This is a genomic window from Autumnicola edwardsiae (genome assembly GCF_031846505.1).
Classification (GTDB): domain Bacteria; phylum Bacteroidota; class Bacteroidia; order Flavobacteriales; family Flavobacteriaceae; genus Autumnicola; species Autumnicola edwardsiae.
This window is the reverse complement of the sequence record NZ_JAVRHP010000011.1, coordinates 1-14278: the sequence shown is the minus strand read 5'-3', so window position 1 is coordinate 14278 and position 14278 is coordinate 1. Positions and strand designations below refer to the sequence as shown.

General features: G+C 39.5%; 16 protein-coding genes. 7 read left to right on the top strand and 9 right to left on the bottom strand.

What is annotated here, in order from left to right:
• Positions 1 to 2 precede the first annotated feature (2 nt).
• Together RM529_RS03640 and RM529_RS03635 are read left to right on the top strand one after the other, a co-directional pair.
• Complete coding sequence (locus RM529_RS03640; protein WP_311483397.1) at positions 3 to 623, top strand: hypothetical protein; 621 nt, start codon at positions 3 to 5, stop codon at positions 621 to 623.
• Positions 598 to 1293: a DUF2490 domain-containing protein gene (locus tag RM529_RS03635; RefSeq protein ID WP_311483396.1), complete on the top strand. Its 696-nt coding sequence runs from the start codon at positions 598 to 600 to the stop codon at positions 1291 to 1293. The genes RM529_RS03640 and RM529_RS03635 overlap by 26 nt, the downstream gene beginning before the upstream one ends.
• Before the next feature lies 1 nt (position 1294).
• Here the strand turns inward: RM529_RS03635 and aat are convergent, their stop codons facing one another.
• The 3 genes from aat to RM529_RS03620 all read right to left on the bottom strand — a co-directional run bounded on the left by aat (position 1295) and on the right by RM529_RS03620 (position 3327).
• On the bottom strand, positions 1295 to 1933 hold the full coding sequence (gene aat, locus RM529_RS03630) for a leucyl/phenylalanyl-tRNA--protein transferase (RefSeq protein WP_311483395.1): 639 nt from the start codon (positions 1931 to 1933) through the stop codon (positions 1295 to 1297).
• Positions 1934 to 2074: 141 nt separating this feature from the next.
• Positions 2075 to 2449, bottom strand: a complete 375-nt coding sequence (locus RM529_RS03625) for a DUF3127 domain-containing protein (RefSeq protein ID WP_311483394.1) — start codon at positions 2447 to 2449, stop codon at positions 2075 to 2077.
• Positions 2450 to 2454: 5 nt separating this feature from the next.
• A complete protein-coding gene (locus RM529_RS03620; protein WP_311483393.1) occupies positions 2455 to 3327 on the bottom strand; it encodes a flavin reductase family protein in 873 nt (290 codons plus the stop codon).
• Between the two features lie 114 nt (positions 3328 to 3441).
• Between RM529_RS03620 and RM529_RS03615 the strand changes: the two genes are divergently transcribed.
• Positions 3442 to 4590, top strand: a complete 1149-nt coding sequence (locus RM529_RS03615; RefSeq protein WP_311483392.1) for a sensor histidine kinase — start codon at positions 3442 to 3444, stop codon at positions 4588 to 4590.
• On the opposite strand, the gene RM529_RS03610 is transcribed toward RM529_RS03615, so the two are convergent.
• The 4 genes from RM529_RS03610 to greA form a co-directional block, all read right to left on the bottom strand.
• Positions 4587 to 4907, bottom strand: a complete 321-nt coding sequence (locus RM529_RS03610; protein WP_311483391.1) for an acyl-CoA thioesterase — start codon at positions 4905 to 4907, stop codon at positions 4587 to 4589. The two genes, RM529_RS03615 and RM529_RS03610, sit on opposite strands and share 4 nt — an antisense overlap.
• On the bottom strand, positions 4852 to 4968 hold the full coding sequence (locus RM529_RS03605) for a hypothetical protein (RefSeq protein ID WP_311483420.1): 117 nt from the start codon (positions 4966 to 4968) through the stop codon (positions 4852 to 4854). The genes RM529_RS03610 and RM529_RS03605 overlap by 56 nt, the downstream gene beginning before the upstream one ends.
• 38 nt (positions 4969 to 5006) lie before the next feature.
• A complete protein-coding gene (locus RM529_RS03600; protein ID WP_311483390.1) occupies positions 5007 to 5402 on the bottom strand; it encodes an HIT family protein in 396 nt (131 codons plus the stop codon).
• A 104-nt stretch (positions 5403 to 5506) separates the two neighbouring features.
• Positions 5507 to 5983, bottom strand: a complete 477-nt coding sequence (greA, locus tag RM529_RS03595) for a transcription elongation factor GreA (RefSeq protein ID WP_311483389.1) — start codon at positions 5981 to 5983, stop codon at positions 5507 to 5509.
• A gap of 316 nt (positions 5984 to 6299) precedes the next feature.
• Here greA and RM529_RS03590 point away from each other — a divergent pair, with 316 nt between their 5' ends.
• The 3 genes from RM529_RS03590 to RM529_RS03580 are packed head-to-tail and all read left to right on the top strand — an operon-like array spanning position 6300 to position 7308.
• On the top strand, positions 6300 to 6734 hold the full coding sequence (locus tag RM529_RS03590; protein ID WP_311483388.1) for a Rieske (2Fe-2S) protein: 435 nt from the start codon (positions 6300 to 6302) through the stop codon (positions 6732 to 6734).
• Positions 6735 to 6781: 47 nt separating this feature from the next.
• The gene (locus RM529_RS03585; protein WP_311483387.1) at positions 6782 to 7051 is read left to right on the top strand and encodes a hypothetical protein; all 270 of its coding nucleotides are present in this window, start codon (positions 6782 to 6784) and stop codon (positions 7049 to 7051) included.
• Positions 7024 to 7308, top strand: coding sequence for a type II toxin-antitoxin system RelE/ParE family toxin (locus RM529_RS03580; RefSeq protein WP_311483386.1), 285 nt, complete (start codon positions 7024 to 7026; stop codon positions 7306 to 7308). The genes RM529_RS03585 and RM529_RS03580 overlap by 28 nt, the downstream gene beginning before the upstream one ends.
• 73 nt (positions 7309 to 7381) lie before the next feature.
• On the opposite strand, the gene RM529_RS03575 is transcribed toward RM529_RS03580, so the two are convergent.
• Positions 7382 to 9763 (bottom strand): TonB-dependent receptor, encoded by a 2382-nt coding sequence (locus tag RM529_RS03575; protein WP_311483385.1) that lies wholly within the window; start codon positions 9761 to 9763, stop codon positions 7382 to 7384.
• A gap of 302 nt (positions 9764 to 10065) precedes the next feature.
• On the opposite strand from RM529_RS03575, the gene RM529_RS03570 reads away from it, so the two are divergent.
• Positions 10066 to 12483 carry an ATP-binding protein gene (locus RM529_RS03570; RefSeq protein WP_311483384.1) on the top strand — a complete coding sequence of 806 codons (2418 nt, stop codon included), beginning with the start codon at positions 10066 to 10068 and terminating at the stop codon, positions 12481 to 12483.
• Here RM529_RS03570 and RM529_RS03565 read toward each other — a convergent pair.
• Positions 12473 to 13831, bottom strand: a complete 1359-nt coding sequence (locus tag RM529_RS03565; protein ID WP_311483383.1) for a sigma-54-dependent transcriptional regulator — start codon at positions 13829 to 13831, stop codon at positions 12473 to 12475. The genes RM529_RS03570 and RM529_RS03565 overlap by 11 nt on opposite strands.
• Positions 13832 to 14278: the final 447 nt, after the last annotated feature.

Here is a 14278-nt window from a genome sequence, read left to right as displayed (position 1 = left end):
CAATGATTATTCAATACATCAGCCTCCAAAAGGTCTCCTCTTTAAAATGCCAATTATCGGCCATATTGTTGCTTATTGCTTCTTTTTCTGCTGCTGCACAAGACAAAAAGATTGAGAAAGAAGACCGTATTTCCGAAGAAAAAATGCCGGAGCAGGCGATCCTTCTTTTTAATGCTGAAAAACCTAAAAATGCGCGAAGGCTACGGTTTTACTTTGAAACCGATGGCGAAAAAACCAGTTACGAAGCAAAATTTAAACATAAAGGCTATGATTACAGCGCCGAATTTGGAAACGATGGTAATCTGGAAGACATTGAAGTAGAGCTGAAGGAAAAGGAAATGCCGGAAAAAGCCCTTCAGAAGATTACAGATTACATAGAACAGGAAAACAACAGGCACAAAATTGAAAAAATACAGGCGCAATACCTTCCCAAGAAATCTCCTTCAGAAGTTTTCAGAAAAGCTTTAGATCCTGAAAAAAATGAGCCTGCAAATTATGAACTTATTGTTGCGGTCAAGAACAATGGAAAGCTGGAAAGGTTCGAAATGCTTTTTGACCATTCCGGAAATTTTGTTCAAAAAAGAGAAATTGTAAGAAATGAGTATGACTACCTCTTGTTTTAAACAGCTCCTGTTTTTGGCAATTTTCGTGTTCTTCTGCAATAAAGGCAAGGCGCAGGAAGATTTTACCGTATTACTTGAACCGGAATTCTCGTTAAATATCGATTCTCCAAACCGCTGGTCCTACAACTTTGGCCTTTCTAACCGGGACCTGATTTATGCAAACGAAGAATCAATATTTGAAGTAAGACACGTAGAAATCACCCATTTCTCCAGTTATGAAATTGGTTTTTACAGCAAAATAAGTCTGGGCTTTCGTTACCGTTTTAGAGAAGTTTTTAATGAAAACCTGGAAGACGAAAAAAGGTTTATCCAGCAATACGGACATTCCAGGAAATACAATGCCTTAAAGATCGCACACCGTGTACGCCTGGAAGAAAGGTTTAGGGAACATACCACCTTTAGGACGCGCTATGAATTTTCTGTGGAAATGCCTTTAAGCGGACTACGTGTAGATCAAAAAGAGTTTTTTCTCGTAGCCGATAGTGAAGCTTTATGGAGTATGGGCAAGTTTGAAAAACCTTCTTTTGAACATAGGATTGGTTTATCTATAGGTAACGATATTGGCAGAAAAACGAAAGCGATCCTTGGCCTGGAATTCAGATATACAGATTATACGAACCAACCTGAATCTGAACTTTTTATCCAAACCGGAATTTCGGTAAATCTTTAAATTACTTTAAGAACTTTAGAAATTCTTCCCTCGGGATTTCCTCTGCTCCCTGGCTGGCGAGATGTTTTGTATAGACCTGGCAATCGATAAGTTTAACTCCCGCGGCACCAAGTTTTCTTACCAAATGGATAAACCCAAATTTTGAGGCATTGCTCTTCCTGGTAAACATACTTTCCCCGCAGAACACTTGTTTTTCCTTCAGGTAAATACCGTACAAACCTCCTACCAATGCATCATCCTCCCAGACTTCCACAGAAATTGTAAATCCCAGTTGATGCAGTCTTAGATAAGCTTCCTTCATCTCTTCTGTAAGCCACGTCCCAAATTGGCCTTTTCGTTCTACCGAAGCACAATTCTGAAGAACTTCAGCAAAAGCCTTATTATACGACACCTGATAATTGCCTTTTTTGAGCACCTGCCTCATACTCTTTGAGACCTTCAGCTTTTTAGGAAAAAGCACCATTCTTGGATCAGGACTCCACCAAAGTACAGGCTGGGTAGCATCGTACCAGGGAAAAATACCTCGATTATAAGCATCAATAAGCCGCTTTACAGACAAATCCCCGCCAATAGCAAGCAAACCGTCTTTACTGGCAAACTCTACAGGAGGAAAATCTTCATTTTTCCTGATAATATACATTCAGCAGTTTAAATTAATTTGAATTTATTCAGAAATAGAAGAGGCTGTCCAAAAATGGCAATTATCGTCCTACTGAATTATTTTTCAGTAATATGATAGTTATCTTTAGACAGCCTCCTGATTTTTTTTTAATAAAATCGCTTAGAAAGGCAAATCATCATAATCTTCGTCATTAAGATCGTTTGCCGGTTCAAAGTTATCTGGTGGCGGCACATTTTGTTCTCCCGGAGTATTGCCTGCTGCAAGATTTTCTATTCTCCAGCCCTGGATAGAATTAAAATATTTTGTCTCTCCCTGAGGACTTACCCATTCGCGACCGCGTAAGTTGATCCCGATTTTCACAGGCTGCCCAACTTTGTAGCTATCGAGTAAATCTGTTTTATCCTGAACAAATTCCACCATAATATGCTGCGGATATTGCTCTTCTGTAGTAACCACGACTTCCCTTTTTCTGAATCCGTTATTTCCGAAGGTTTTCGTATCACCAATTAATTTAATTTTTCCTTGTACTTCCATTTCTTCTATTTTGCTAATAATAATTTCCAGGCATCTTCTGGTTGATCTTCATCAATCAACAGCTGTGCCTGCCTATGAATTTCCTTTATGTCTCCTTTTAATACGATTCTGGCAGTTTTTGGATATTGTTCCAGGTAATCTTTAATTTCTTCTTCGGAAGGCAAAGCTTCCACATTACCCAGTTTCCCGAGGTCGTTACCTGTTAGAACCATGCTGTTCCTTATTTCTTCCGGAAAAGCATCAACACCAATTCCAACTGTTCTAAGCGGCTTTTTTACCTCAAACAAACCTGCATTTGCGCGGGAATACCAGTTCCCTCCCATTCTTGCGACCTGGTCTATCTTCTGAGGATCTATACCTCCTTTATCATCCAGAATTTCTTCTTTTATGTGCAGCTTCAGTACTTCACAAATTACCAGGTTCCCGGCCCCTCCCTCACTACCAAGTTCTACAACTTCATTGACCTTGCACTCCATTTGAACGGGAGATTCCGCTACGCGAAAAGGTTTTACAAGATCTGACTTCAGCATAGTAAGACCGGCTTTTTCAAATTCATTTACACCCTCACCATATTCTGTACTGGAAAGGGACATTTGCTGCACAATATTGTAATTTACAATATTTATTACCACCTCCATTGTTGCTTTTACGTTTGTAAAAGTATGCTTAACCGTGTTATCCCTTCCTCTTCGAGAGGGTGAAAAAACGAGGATTGGAGGATTGGTGCTAAAAATATTAAAATAGCTGAAAGGCGATAAATTAGGCCTTCCTTCGGCATCTACTGTGCTGGCAAAAGCAATAGGCCTGGGCCCCACCGCTCCCTGTAGATACTGGTGCAGCTCGCCTGTAGTAACCTCTTTAGGTGCTATACTTAACATTTTTTACTTTTCCACAAAGGTAACGAAACAGCTAAGGAATGAAAAGAACGGGCACACAATAATATTCTTTTAAAAACGCTTATCTTTAAAACGCATTAAACGTTGATGTCTTTCATGAATTTTACAGATGAGCGAAATTTTAGCCGCTGGTTTATTATTATTTCCTGTCTTGTTGTTGTAAGCCTGGTCCTTTGGAACACCACTATTTTTTTCCAGCGGCTTAAAGAAGACGAACGTTCAAAAATGAGCATTTGGGCGCATGCCCTGCAGGATTTTGAGAAAATGAATCCCAATGAGGATGCAGCGCTTATTCTTGAAATCCTGAACAATAACACCACCATTCCCATTATCCATACCAATGGCAAAGGAAAAATAGATTATACCACCAATATAAATCCTAAAATACTGGACGACGAGGAACGTCTAAACGACCTGCTCCTCCAGATGATGGAGGAGAATGAACCTATAATTATTAATCTTGGAGAAGGCCAGGATCAATACATTTACTACGGAAATTCGCCTACACTGAATAAACTAAAATACTATCCCGTTGGCCTCACCCTTATAGGGTTCCTATTTATAGGTGTTGTTTATTTTTTCTACACCACCACTAAATCTAGTGAACAGAATAAACTATGGGCGGGAATGGCGAAGGAAACGGCCCACCAAATAGGTACTCCCCTCTCATCCCTTATAGGCTGGACAGAAATCCTGAAAGATGAAAACGTCAACAAAGATTACATTACAGAAATAGAAAAGGATGTAGACCGTCTCAAAACAATTACAGAACGTTTTTCTAAAATAGGCTCTGCGCCTTTGCTGAAAATCACAGATGTGGTTACAGCTACCCGCGAAAGTTTTGATTACCTCCAGGTTAGAAGCTCCAATCTTATCGACTTCTCCATAAACACACCCAAAAAAGTTATTGAAGTGGAGTTGAACCAGCAATTGTATAGCTGGACCATAGAAAATCTTGTAAAAAATGCCATAGACGCCATGCGCGGTAAAGGAAAACTGAATATTGAAATTAAGGAAGAACCTAAATGGGTGTGTATTTTCATAAAAGACACCGGTAAGGGAATAGAGAAAAGCAAATTCAAAACAATTTTTGAACCGGGACAGACTTCCAAGAAACGCGGATGGGGATTAGGTTTATCTCTTGCCAAGCGGATCATTGAGGAATATCATAAAGGCAAAATAAAAGTCCTGCAAAGTGAACTGAATAAAGGCACCACTTTTAAAATTTCACTTAGGAAAATCTAAAACTTTTCCAGAATATCACGGAGTTCATTGGGAATACGGAAGGTTTTATTTTCGCCGAAATCGTAGCACACCACCACATCTTCACCTTCAGCACAAATTTTGCCGTCCTCGTTCAGGATTAAATGCTTAAGGCTAAAACTGGAATTTTTCATATAGCCCAATTTTGTTTTAACTACAGCTGTGCCAGGGTAGTAAAGCGATTTTTTAAAATCGCAGTGCTTTGAGACCAGCATGGTGCCACGACTGGTGCTATTGTAATTCTTATAGATCACGGTGGCTTCCCAAAAATTTACCCGCCCGGACTGCAGGAAGCGCATAGAAGCGCATAAAGGAAACGTTGTTTACATGCTGATAAAGATCCAGATCACTCCAGTCTATACGTATTTCCAGGCTAAGTTTGTAATCTGATAAATCGACTAAAGCACCACATTTTCTTTAATAGCATCTGCCAGTTCCTGAAACTCCTCTTCAGTCATTTCCTGGTTCCTGGAAAAATCCATGTCCTGCATACTATTTAACGGAATAAGATGAACGTGTACATGCGGCACTTCAAGCCCAACCACAGCCATTCCCACTCTTTTACAGGAGACGGTCTTTTCCAGCCCAAGCGCCACTTTACGTGTAAAGCGCAGTAATTCCTGGTACATTTCTTCTTCAAGCTCAAAGAGTTTATCTACTTCTTTTTTAGGTATACAGAGGGTATGGCCTTTTGCATTTGGTCTTACATCCAGAAAAGCCAGAAACTGACTATTTTCGGCTACTTTGTAAGCAGGAACCTCACCTTTTACTATCTTGGTAAATAAACTGGCCATAACTTTGATTTTTTATCTGTTAGTTCCTATAAAATTAAAAATCCTTTCCGAAATTCTTAGTTAAAGAACATGAAAAGGATTTTTCTTTTTCGGTGGGATTTTAACTATTCCCGCCATATTTCAAGAATATCAAATTTCATAGTACCGTTGGGAACCTGAATTTCTGCTGTGTCTCCTACTTTTTTTCCAAGAAGGCCTTTTCCTATAGGAGAATCTACAGAAATTTTACCAGATTTTAAGTCGGCCTCGCTTTGTGCCACCAGCTTGTACTTCATCTCGGTACCATTTGTCTGATTTTTTATTTTTACGTAAGAATGTACCAAAGCTTTAGACGTATCCAGTTGAGATTCGTCTATAACCCTGGCATTAGCTACAATTTCTTCCATTTTTGAGATTTTCATCTCCAGCAATCCCTGTGCTTCCTTGGCCGCATCATATTCTGCGTTTTCACTTAGATCTCCTTTATCCCTGGCTTCTGCTATGGCTTCTGAAGCTTTTGGACGCTCAACGTCCCTTAACTGGTTAAGCTCATCTCTCAATTTTTTGAGCCCTTCTGCTGTATAATAAGATACTTTGCTCATAACTTATACGTTTATATCTACATTTGAGGTTTTTAAAGCCTCGTTTAATTTTTAAAATTTAAATAGTATAATGATGTTTTTGTTTTTATTTCCCGGAAGGGCGGGAATAAACGGTTTTACAAATTATGCTGCCGTTTTAAACTATGGCTTCATTATATAATAGAAAAAATCCCATTTTTAGGCGGGATTTCTATACTAACAAATGTAAGGAATATAAAGCTTCAATACAATTATATTATTTTTGCTTGTTGAAGACCTTTTTCTTCGGAAATTAATTTTTTCCAGCAGAAAAAACTTTGACTGAAATTAAGATGACATGATAAAAAAGGCAATTATCGGCATATTTAGTATTATATTACTCACAGGCTGTACATCTGATGATGATGAATACCGGAATAATCCAAATTTGATCAATTTAAATTTCCGCATTCAGCTAAATCTGGATTTACCCGAGTATAATAGTCTTCAATTCCCTGGAAATAGCTACACGACCTACAGCAACGGGATAAAAGGGATTGTGATCTATAATATCAACAACACGCAATACACCGCTTTTGAACTGAGTGATCCAAATCACCCGCCAAGCAACTGTTCTGCAATGGTAGTAGAAGGGATTACGGCAAAATGCCCTTGCGAAGATGGTAACGAATACAATCTTGTGACCGGCGAAATGACCAATGGAACAGGACAATATCCCATGAAACCCTACATAATAGAGCGCCGCGGAAGCTTTATTGAAGTTTATAATTAACCGGCTATACGCAGAAAAAATTGATTACTTTTAGGTAAAGCAAAATTATGATGGAGAATAAGGAGCTGAAGAAAGAGTTATTGAAGAAGGTATCAGCGGCTGATGACCTGTTACTAATAAAAATTCAATCTATTATAGAAGCTTACGAAGACGACGAAATCGTTGCCTGTACTATAGAAGGGAAATCCCTGGATAAAAATGGCTATAGAAATGAGGTAGAACGATCTTTAAAGGAATCAAAAGCCGGAAATACTTTGACAACAGATGAATTAAAAATAGAATTTGAGGATTGGAAAAAATCATTTGGTCCAGAGTAGCAACTAATGATCTCTCTCAAATCTGGCTCTTTTATGCTCATAAAAACTTGAAAGCGGCAGAGAGAATAGTTGAAGAGATTATAGCGTTAGCAGAAAAACTTAAATACCCTGAACAATACCAGGAGGACGAAATTCTGGGAAAGCCCTACCGCAGAATGATCCATAAACATTTTAAAATTGTCTATTTAAAGTTCAATCACCAAATTCTTATAACCAATATTTTTGATACCAGACAAAATCCTGCCAAATTAAAATAGAAGCCATTCTGGTTCATTACAAAAATCCCGAAAGCCGAAGATTTTCAGCTTTCGGGAGAAAATAAAGGTTAGATTAGAATTTAAGTGTTAATCCGGCTAAAAAGTTTGTTGTTGCCTGTGGGTAATATCCTGCGCCATCTAAAGTCTCCACACCTGTTGCAAAGTCTGGGTTTTCGACATCGTATGTGAAGTAATAGCCATTGGAAACATATTTTTCATTAAAAATGTTGTTCACCAGCCCTGTAACCACGATTTCTTCAAAAAGTGGCACATTCCTCCAGGTATACTGAACATTAAAGTCGTTGATAAAATAGCTGTTCAACTCAGAGTTCTCAGCTTCAATGTTGCTCATATACTGCTCGCCTACAAATTTTGAAAGCAATTTAAGCTCCAGGCCTTCTACAGGAGTATAGCCTATGATATTCCCCGCGACAATTTCCGGAGAAAAAGAAATATCGGTATCGCCAAATTCTACCAGCTCCCCATTTAAAGTAGACACAAAATCCACATTTTTATTTCGGCTAATTGCAATATTTGGTCTTACATTAATTTGATCTGAAATTCGAATTGTGGCATCCACTTCCAGGCCTAAACGGTAACTGTTCCCACTGTTCTCTCGTACAAATGCACCCACATCGTCTATACCACCGGTCAAGACCAGCTGGTTTTGATAATCCATAAGGTACAGGTTAGAATTAATCTGAATATTTGGCGTATTGTACCTCCAGCCCAATTCATAATCATTTAATTCTTCATGCTCTGGATCGCCATTTTCGTAATCACTTCTTTGCGGCTCGCGGTTTGCCCTTCCGTAGGAAAAATAAAACTGGTTGGCTGGATTTAGCTCGTAAGTTAAACCCGTTTTTGGATTGAAAAAGGTAAACGAATCGTCTACGTTAAATTGTTGGCCATCGTCCAGAACACCTTCTGTTTCATAATTTATGGTACGCAATTGCATATCTATATAAGCCGCTAATTTTTCGGTAATTGCAAAGTTTGCCTTTCCATAGATATTGAAATCGGTCTTTGTCCCCGTATTTTCATAGTACGGTTCGTAAGGATCGTTGTTTTGTGCAAACCTGGAATAGATCACTTCTCCAAAATGGTCGCCAATATATTTGTTCCAGCCTCCACCCAGCACAACGTCAAAGGCTTCTTCTTCATAATTTAAACTAAAAGTAGTTCCGAAGAAATCATTATCCAGCCATTTTCTTCCGACGAGGTCTGATGTGGTTACTTCTTCCCCTTCAGCAATAAAAGGCTGCAGCCCGAATTCGGTTAGTGCAGCATCTTCCTCAAATTCTTCATAATAACCTCTTCCGTAGGTATAGTGAAGGGCGAGATTAGAAGACCAGCGCTGGTTATATTCCTCATTCCACAGCAATTGATAATGATCCTGTTTATAATTGTCTGTCTGGTTCTCATAAAACTGTTCCCTGCCCTCTTCATCTTCATAACTTCCCGCAGGATTGTAAGTACGGTCTTCTCTTAAAGTAGCAGCATCTATACCATTCCAGGCGTGATATGTAGATTCACTACCACCAAAAGTTATTGCTTTAACGAGGGTATTATCATCTACATAAGTTCCCTGAAGAAAGTAGGATTTCAGATCGGTATCCGCTCTGTCTATATAGCCATCACTTCTAATTTTTGAGGCTCGGCCTGCAAAAGCCCAATGCCCGTCCATCAATCCAGTGGTGAACTCCAAGGTGTGCTTAAAGGTATTGTAAGAACCAACACTGTTTGCCAGCTCTGCGGAAGCTTCTTCTTTATAACCATCTGTGAGGATGTTTAAACTGGCACCAAACGCACCGGCACCATTAGTGGAAGTTCCAACCCCGCGTTGTAACTGAAGATTTTCTACTGAAGAAGCAAAATCTCCCATGTTAACCCAGAATACGCCCTGACTTTCAGCATCGTTTACAGGAATACCATTGATGGTTACATTTACCCTGGTGGCATCGCTACCTCTTACCCGAAGCCCGGTATATCCTATCCCGGCACCAGCATCTGAAGTGGTCACCACATTGGGCATGTAATTCATGAGCGCAGGAATATCCTGCCCCAGGTTTCGATCCTGGATTTCCTCGTTCGAGAGGTTGCTGTAGCTAATAGGCGATTGGGCATTTACTCTTACTGAAGAAAGAAAAACCTCATCGAGAACCTCTTCTGCCGTGCTCATGTCCACATTCAGGACTTTGTCCTGGTTAAGGTCTACCTTTACCCGCTTCCTGTTTCCGAAGGAAAAGAGAATGGTGTAATTCCCCTCCTGCAAGGTGAGGGAATACGATCCACTTTCATCGGTTTGGGTACCATTACCGGTGCCGGTTGCAAAAACACTAACTCCTTCCAAAGGTGTTTCTCCTTCGGTTACAGTTCCCTGTAAAGTGTAATTTTGAGAAAAAGCCTGCATTGAAAAGAAAAGCAAGCTCAGGAAAAATAATACGTTTTTCATCCGTAATAAAAATTTTTACGAATAAAAGGGGCGATTATTCCTTGATTAATAATTGGTTAAAAAAATAAATCCTGAAGTTGCCTTTCGATTTTTGGCATTTTCAGGAGTACGCTATACACTGCGCAATTTCTTGCACTTTTCCCTTGGCAGCATTACCCGCCCAGGTTCATTGGGTATAATCTCAGCCCCCGTTTTGGCGGCACCCCTTTGAGATTTGTGGCAAATGTAAACAGGTTTTTTCAATAACCAATAATTTATTTCGTTTGATTTTAATAATGTAATTTTAGCACAAAGAAAGGCCCATGCGCAACACCAGACGATCCATAACCTTTAAGGTAGTCGCCGGATATCTTATTTTAGCCCTGCTTGCCGGGGCTGCCACCTGGTTTGTCTATACACAGGTTCTTGCCTATACCAATCTCACTCAATACAATAACAGCAACAACAAACAGCTTTTTATGGTGAGTGAGATCACCACCGATCTCTATGAAACTGAAAATATTAGTCGACGGCTAATACAGACGGGAAACGAAGAAGATGTAGAAATTTACAGTGCACAAATTGACAGCATAAGGGAAAATATACAATTGCTGAAAGAGCGATATTCTGATTCTTTAATGCAAACCGGGCTGGACAGCATAGGTAAATTACTAACGCAAAAGACCGAAAACCTTCAGGAGCTACTGGAACTTAGAAAACAGGACAGGAACACCAATTACTATTCGCAGGTCCTACAGGAACTAAGAAGAGTGGACGAATCTTTTGCTGAAGATGATTATGAAAGGCGGTTCAATAATTTAGAGCCGCACCAGCGGAATGTTCTTATAAGCTGGCTGGAATACGCCAAAGAAGATAATGCCGAAACACTTACAAACAGGACGGCAGACTCTTTGGTAAATTCGGTAAAACGTGTGCTGAGCGAGCTGGAATATGCAAACAGGCAATTCAGGAAAACTGTGCTGGAAAAAGAAGATCAGTTATTAGACAACGATTTGATACTGAACCAGCAATTGCGGAGCTTGCTTTCTAAAATAGAACAGGAAGAGCGGGAAGCTTCCATAGCACGTGCAGAGAATTCTCAGGCAATGTTGGAAAGCACTTCCAAGATTATTTTCTTTGCAGGAAGTATAAGTGTTATTATCATCCTGATCTTTCTGATCCTGATCTTAAAAGATATTTCCCGAAGCCAGAAGTACCGGATGCAACTGGAAGAAGCCAAGACCTTTGCTGAAACTCTTTTAAAAAGGAGAGAGCAATTTATGGCTGCGATTACCCACGATTTGCGTTCGCCACTTACTACCGTAATAGGATATTCTGACCTGATGAAGAAAACAGGACTCGACGGCAAACGGAGCCGATACCTCGAACAGATAAGAAAATCATCAGATTTTATTCTTCACCTGGTAAATGATCTTCTGGATCTCTCTAAGCTGGAGGCAGGGAAAATGCTGGCGGAAAGCCTGCCTTTTAATCCGAAGAGTCTTATTGAGGATACTGTAAATAATAATATTCCTGCCGAAACAAAGGAAGAGGTTAAGGTAATCGTAGAAGCTTCAGAAAATACAGATATTGATGTACTTAGCGATCCTTTCCGGATTAAACAAATTATCGCAAACCTGGTTACCAATGCCTATAAATTCACAGAGCGGGGTGAAGTTCGTGTAACCGCAAATATTATCAAAAAAGGAGACTATTGGCTGGTGATCTCTGTAAAGGACACAGGAATAGGAATTTCAGAAGAAAAGCAGGAAGAAATTTTTGAAGAGTTTTCCCAGGAAAATAGCAAAATCGAGAAACAATATGGAGGCACAGGCCTGGGGCTAACGATTACCAAAAGTCTCTCGCAATTGTTAAAAGGAGACATTGTATTAAAAAGTAAGCCCGGTGAGGGAAGTGAATTTATAGTATCCATTCCCGTAACTAAAGTCGCCGTAAAAGGAAAAAAGGAAAATTCACAACCTGAAATTGAGCCTGAAAACGTAAATTTAAGCGGCAAAAAAGCTTTGGTAGCCGACGACGAAAATTCTCAACTGGCCTTAACAAGTGAGCTTGTGAAATCAATCGGTTTTTCATGTGAGACCAGCGTTAATGGAAAACAGGCCCTGCAAAAATTAAAAGCTGATCAATTCGATCTCGTATTAACCGATATTCAGATGCCGATAATGGATGGCTTTGATCTGATAAAGGCGATAAGGAACGATCTGCAAATTAAGGATATCCCGGTGATTGCCCTCTCCGGTCGCAGGGAAATTCCTTCGGAAACTTATCGTGAGGCAGGATTTAATAAAAACCTTTTAAAACCATACCAACCAGCAGATCTACTCCGCACCATTGCTGAAATTTTTCGAGTGGAGATCCAGGAAAAAAAGCACAAAAAGCAACAACAAAAGAGTGTCACCACGGCATATGATCTGGAAGAAATCTACCTCTTTTCCGGTGGTGATGATGAGGCCATGGAAGTTATTTTAAAAGCATTTCTGGATAGCTCAAAAGAAAATGTAACAGCCCTTAAAGATGCTGGAATAAAGAAGGATACGGAGACTATGGGGAAAATTGCGCATAAAATGCTCCCTATGTTAAAACAGATGAAAGCCGTTCACGTAATACCGGCACTGGAAAAACTTGAAAGACAACAGGAAGTATCAGACAGGGAAATTACCAAAACAATAAAGGAACTAATGCAGTTAATGAAGAATCTAAAGACCGAAGTTACAGCTTGATCCCATACTGTTTTAGCTTATTGTATAAGGTTTTGCGATCTATAGACAACATTCTAGCCGCCTTACTCTTATTACCTCCAGATTTTTCCAGGGCATCAAGAATAAGTTGCTCTTCATTTTTATTCCTGAACAGACTGTAATCATCTTCAGATTTCTCTGCAGTAGAAATCTCATGTGGTAAAACTCTTAAAGGAATCAAATCCTCCTGCGTCAATAGCACCGCCCTTTTTACCATATTTTTTAGCTCCCTCAGATTTCCCGGCCAACTATAATTTTTAAAAGCTTCTACTGCTTCATCACTAAAACCTACTACATTTTTTTCCAGCTCGGCATTGGCTTCATCGAGAAAATGTTCTGCAAAAATTATTAAATCGTCTGTACGCTCTTTTAAGGACGGTACCTGTATGGAAAATTCATTTAGACGGTGATACAGATCTTCTCTAAAATCCCCCTCTTTTACAGCCTGGGCGAGATCTTCATTGGTTGCGGTCACCACCCTTATGTCTACTTCAATCTCGTTGTTGCTGCCTACAGGTTTTATCCTTCTTTCCTGAAGTGCCCGTAGCAGCTGCACTTGCAATTCATAACTCAGGTTACCTATTTCATCAAGAAATAGTGTACCGCCGTTGGCTGCCTGGAAATGCCCTGTTTTATCGTTTATGGCCCCGGTAAAGGAACCTTTTAAGTGCCCAAAGAATTCACTTGAAGCTATTTCTTTTGGAATTGCCCCACAATCTACAGCAATAAAAGGCGCACCTTTTCTTTTACTCTGGTTGTGGATACTCTTCGCCACCTGCTCTTTTCCGGTTCCACTCTCTCCCATTATAAGAACAGACATATTAGTGGGTGCCACCAACTCGATATAGTCGTTAAGTTTTTTTGACGCATCGCTCACGCCTGTTATAAAACTGCTGCTTCCGGACGAAGTATTTTTCTTTTTCTTTTCTGTTGTTCGGGAAGGTTCTTCCTGTTGGACAGACTGAACGGAATTATGGTCGAGGGCATTCTTTATAGTTTGTAGTATGGATTCAGGCCTGAAAGGCTTCGATACATAGTCAAAAGCTCCAAACTTCATGGCTTGCACTGCCATACTAATTTCGGCATAACTAGTCATTACAATAACCTCCGTCTCTTTGTTTGCAGATTTTGCTTCTTTTAATATGTCTAACCCGCTATCATCCGGAAGACGAACATCTGTAAGCACCATATCAAACTTAATGGAAGAAATCTTTTTATAAGCCTCTGTTGCAGAAAAGGCCAGTTCTACATTATAGTTCCTTTTAACCAAAAAAGTTTTTAGCATCGTTCCAAATGCCACGTCGTCTTCTACCAGGAGAATTTTTGCCATAATCGTGTCGAAAGTATATCCACAAAGTTAACAATCTTTGGTTCATTAGATTTTAAAATCAGATATAAAAAAAGAGGCCTCGTTGAAGGCCTCTTTCTTACAATTGTAAATTATATTATAACTTATAATTGTTAATATCCATTTGACGAATGAATGGGAAAATATTCCTCTCACAATTCACCTAAAAACAAAAAAAGAAGTATTCCTGGCGTTAGTTGTTAGTATTGGTTTTCGGTTAATCCGAAAAGAACACTTCTTTTCCTCATCTGTTGGGGTTACAACATGTAGCTGCTTATTATTCTCTGTTCATTCGTTGCTGAAAGAGTTGGCTTCTCTTAAATTCCAGCATTTATTTCTGTACTAATTTATTCTAGCCCTGTTTTTCTTCTTTTTCTTCCATCCAGTTACCGTCTGCATCAGCTACGACACTCTGGGATTCTCCGTCAA